Below are 4,225 nucleotides of genomic sequence, written 5' to 3'. Positions count from 1 at the left end.
GCGCGGTACTGGCTGGTCCAGCGCGCCAGCTGGCGCTCGAAATAATTTCCCGGCCGCCCGAAATCGCCGAGCCCCACTGTCCCGACATCGATCTCGTGCAGCGCCGCGAGGGTTTCGTTCATGGCATCATATATGGCGGCGCGTTCTTCGTTGTCGCCTGCCTCCGGCAGGGCCGGATCCCAGAAAATGCGGCCGTCGAGGAAATCCATCACGTAGAACATGCGGCCGATGGGCGAGTCTTCCGCCGACAGATGCAGCATGGCAGGCACGGGCACGGCGGTGCCGGCAAGCGCGCTCATCACCCTGAATTCGCGGTCGACCTGATGCGCCGATTTCAGCAATTGCCCCGGCGGCTTGGCGCGCAGCACGTAACGGCCGCTTGCCGCCGTCAAAAGGGAGGTCGGGTTCGATTGGCCGGATTTGAACTTCTCGACTGCCGCAAGTCCGGAAAAGCCCGGTATGTTCGCCTCGAGATAAGGCGCAAGCGCTGCCTGGTCGAGAACGGGATCACTCATGCCGTCTCGGGCTGGCGTTCGATCAAGGTCAGCGTCAGCCAGCGCGCGGTCAGTGCCGGCTTCTTCGAACCCTCGATCTCGATCGTCACGTCATGCGCGGTCTGCACCCAGCCCGACGGCCGAACCTTGACATCGGCCAGCACGAAACGCGTGCGGATGCGCGCGCCGGTCTTCACCGGCGCCAGGAAGCGCAGCGAATCGAAGCCGTGGTTGACGCCCATCTTGCCGTTTTCCAGCGGCGGCATGGTCTCGAAGGTCATCGCCGACAACAGCGACAGCGACAGGAAGCCGTGCGCGATGGTGCCGCCGAACGGCGTTTCGCGCATGGCCCGCTCCGGATCACAGTGGATGAACTGGTGGTCGTCGGTGGCGTCGGCGAACTGGTCGATCATGCGTTGCGTGACAGCCCGCCATGGCGACACGCCAACCTCCTTGCCGACACTGGCCAGAAGCACATCGAGACTGATCGGTTCCACGCTCATGTCCTCCAGTTCACCCCCGGCTTCTGTGGCCGGAAAATGTCATTCCTTGAACAAGGTCAGCCCATGCTGCACCGACTGTCCGCCGTCTATCGGCAGGATGGCGCCGGTGACATAGCTGCCTGCACGGCTGCACAAATAGAGCGTTGCGCCGGCAATGTCATCCGGCGCGCCGATACGGCCGATCGGAACATGGCTGCCGACGTGCCTGGCCTGCTCATCCGTACTGGTGGCGAATGCCGTCATCCGGCTCTGGAAGGGGCCGGGAGCGAAGGCATTGACGGTGATGCGGCGGCCAGCGAACTCGAGCGCAAGGGTGCGGGTCAGATGATGCACGGCTGCCTTGGACGCGGTGTAGGAATAGGCGTCGTCGGCCAGCGGCTGCGTGCCCATCACCGAACCGAGATTGATCACCCTGGCCGGATCGGCGTCCCTGGCGGCGGCATCGAGCAGCGGCAGCAATTCGCGGGTTAGATGGAAGATCGCGGTGACGTTGACGCCAAACACCTTGGCCCATGCCGAATAGGGGAAGCTTTCCAGCGGCGCGCCCCAGGAGACGCCGGCATTGTTGACCAGAATATGCAATTTCCCGGTCCGGGCTTTGACCTCGGCGACGAGTGCGGCAATGCCGGTTTCGCTGGAGACATCGCCGGCGAAGCCTTCGGCCCGGCCGGATGCGCCAAGCTCGTTCAACTCTTCGGCGACCTTGATGCAATCCTCGCCCTTGCGCGACGCGATCATCACGCTGGCGCCGGCCCTGACCAGCCCGGTCGCCGCCATGCGGCCGATGCCGGTCGCGGCACCCGTCACCAGCGCTGTCTTGCCGGCCACCGAAAACAGCTCGTCCAGATAGCTCATCACAATCCTCCGCGCTCGGCATGCGGGCAAACAGTTCGCGTTGACAAGGCTATCCGAAGTACGGTCATCCTTGCCACTGACAAAATGCCTGGCATGCATGAAGGGTTAGCGACCGATGACGGAGATGAATCTCGGCATGACCGAGCGGCTGAAGCCGATCCACGCGCGCGTCGCGGCCATGGTGCGCGACGAGATCATGCCGCTCGACCATGAATTCCTCAGCGAAGTGGGCAAGACAGGCAACCGCTGGGTCTACAGTGCGCGCCAGAGCGAGATCCTCGAAGGGCTGAAAAAGACCGCACGAGAGCGCGGCCTGTGGAACTTCTGGCTGACCGGCTCGGAACGCGGCTACGGCCTTTCCACCGTCGAATATGCCTATCTGGCCGAAGAGATGGGCAAGGCGCATCTCGGCGCCGAGACCTTCAACTGCTCGGCGCCCGACACCGGCAACATGGAGGTGCTGGAGCGGTACGGCTCGGCCGACCTCAAGAAAGCATGGCTCGAGCCACTGCTCGACGGCAAGATCCGCTCGGCCTATCTGATGACCGAGCCGGATGTCGCTTCGTCCGATGCCACCAACATTGCCATGCGCTGCGAACGTCAGGGCGACGACTATGTGCTCAACGGCGAGAAATGGTGGGCTTCGGGCGCAGGCGATCCGCGCTGCGCCATCTACATCGTCATGGTCAGGACCGGCGGCGATGACGAGCCGCAGCACCGCCGTCATTCGATGATCCTGGTGCCATCGGACACAAAAGGCGTGACCAAGGTGCGGGCAATGCAGGTTTATGGCGATGACGACGCGCCGCACGGCCACATGCATCTTCGCTTCGACAATGTGCGGGTACCGGCGTCGAACCTGATCCTCGGCGAAGGCAGGGGGTTCGAGATCGCGCAAGGGCGGCTCGGCCCCGGCCGCATCCATCACTGCATGCGCGCCATCGGACAGGCCGAGATGGCGCTCGAGATGCTGTGCCAGCGTTCCTTGCGCCGCGAGGCCTTCAGCCAGAAGCTGGCAAAGCTCGGCGCCAATTTCGACATCATCGCCGAATGCCGCATGGAGATCGAAATGGCCCGGCTGCTCTGCCTCAAGGCGGCGTGGATGATCGACCAGGGCGACGCCCGCGCCGCGGCCCCCTGGATCAGCCAGATCAAGGTGGTGGCACCCCGCGTCGCGCTCAAGGTCACCGACGAGGCCGTGCAGATGTTCGGCGCGCAAGGCATCAGCCAGGACACGCCGCTGGCGCGGTCGTGGACGCATCTGCGGACCTTGCGCCTTGCCGACGGGCCGGACGCCGTGCATCGCCGTCAGGTGGCGCGCACCGAGCTGAAGAAATACACGCAGGAAAAGGTCTGAGCGCCGGCATCGTCATCCGGCGATGCCGACAGCCCAAGCACGGAGTGTTCCAATGGCCGTCCCCTCCGAAATGAAGGCGCTGCTGCTGGTCGGCGACGGCTACACCAGGACGCCGAGCGGCAGTGTGCTGGAGGCGATGGAGCCGTATCTCGAGCCGGGCAACATCGCGGTGCCGACACCCGGACCGACGCAGGTGTTGATCAAGGTCAACCTCGCCTCGATCAACCCCTCCGACATCGCCTTCGTCAAGGGCCAGTACGGCCAGCCGCGCGCCAAGGGACAGCCGGCGGGCTTCGAGGGCGTCGGCATTGTCGTCGCCAGCGGGGACGAACCCTATCCAAAAGGCCTGATCGGCAAGCGTGTCGCTTTTGCCACGGGCGTCACCAATTGGGGCTCTTGGGCCGACTATGCCGTAGCCGAGGCCGATGTTTGCATCCCGCTGCTCGACACCGTTCGCGACGAGGATGGCGCGGCGATGATCGTCAACCCGCTCACCGCGCTCGCCATGTTCGACGTCGTCAAGAAGGAAGGCGGAAAGGCCTTTATGATGACCGCCGGCGCCAGCCAGCTCTGCAAGCTGATCATTGGCCTGGCCAACGGAGAGGGCTTCCGGCCGATCGTCACCGTGCGCCGCGACGACCAGATCGCGGCGCTGAAAGCGCTCGGCGCGGCGCACGTCCTCAACGAAAAGGCGCCGGATTTCAAGGCGGCGCTACGCGAGGTGGTGAAGGCTGAGCAGCCGCGCATCTTTCTCGACGCGGTGACCGGGCCGCTGGCTTCCGCCATCTTCGACATTATGCCGAAGCGGTCGCGCTGGATCATCTACGGGAAGCTCGATCCCGAAGCCACTGTTATCCGCGAGCCCGGCCAACTGATCTTCCAGCACAAGCGTATCGAAGGTTTTTGGCTGAGCGAGTGGATGCGCCAGTTCCAGGATCGCCGCGGCCCGGCGATCCTGGAAGCGCAGAAGCGTTTTTCCGACGGGCGCTGGTCGACCGACGTGACAGCGGTGGTGC

The 4,225-nt window shown here is 64.5% G+C and carries 5 protein-coding genes; 2 read left to right on the top strand and 3 right to left on the bottom strand.

The window, feature by feature from the left end; genetic code table 11:
• The 3 genes from EN984_RS24640 to EN984_RS24630 all read right to left on the bottom strand — a co-directional run.
• Positions 1 to 515 (bottom strand): phosphotransferase family protein (locus EN984_RS24640; protein WP_164765619.1); only part of this gene is annotated, 515 nt, incomplete at its 3' end.
• Positions 512 to 997, bottom strand: coding sequence for a MaoC family dehydratase (locus EN984_RS24635; protein WP_023810115.1), 486 nt, complete (start codon positions 995 to 997; stop codon positions 512 to 514). The genes EN984_RS24640 and EN984_RS24635, both read right to left, overlap by 4 nt.
• A 39-nt stretch (positions 998 to 1,036) precedes the next feature.
• On the bottom strand, positions 1,037 to 1,852 hold the full coding sequence (locus EN984_RS24630) for an SDR family oxidoreductase (RefSeq protein WP_127268960.1): 816 nt from the start codon (positions 1,850 to 1,852) through the stop codon (positions 1,037 to 1,039).
• Between the two features lie 115 nt (positions 1,853 to 1,967).
• Between EN984_RS24630 and EN984_RS24625 the strand changes: the two genes are divergently transcribed.
• Together EN984_RS24625 and EN984_RS24620 are read left to right on the top strand one after the other, a co-directional pair.
• On the top strand, positions 1,968 to 3,209 hold the full coding sequence (locus EN984_RS24625; protein WP_127268959.1) for an acyl-CoA dehydrogenase family protein: 1,242 nt from the start codon (positions 1,968 to 1,970) through the stop codon (positions 3,207 to 3,209).
• A 52-nt stretch (positions 3,210 to 3,261) separates the two neighbouring features.
• Positions 3,262 to 4,225, top strand: a 964-nt coding sequence (locus tag EN984_RS24620; protein ID WP_127384009.1) for a zinc-binding dehydrogenase, incomplete at its 3' end; no start/stop codon positions are given.

It is taken from the genome of Mesorhizobium sp. M7A.F.Ca.CA.004.12.1.1 (assembly GCF_003997835.1).
In the GTDB taxonomy this organism is placed as follows: Bacteria; Pseudomonadota; Alphaproteobacteria; order Rhizobiales; family Rhizobiaceae; genus Mesorhizobium.
The sequence above is the reverse complement of the archived record's forward strand: the minus strand, read 5'-3'. Positions and strand labels throughout refer to the sequence as shown.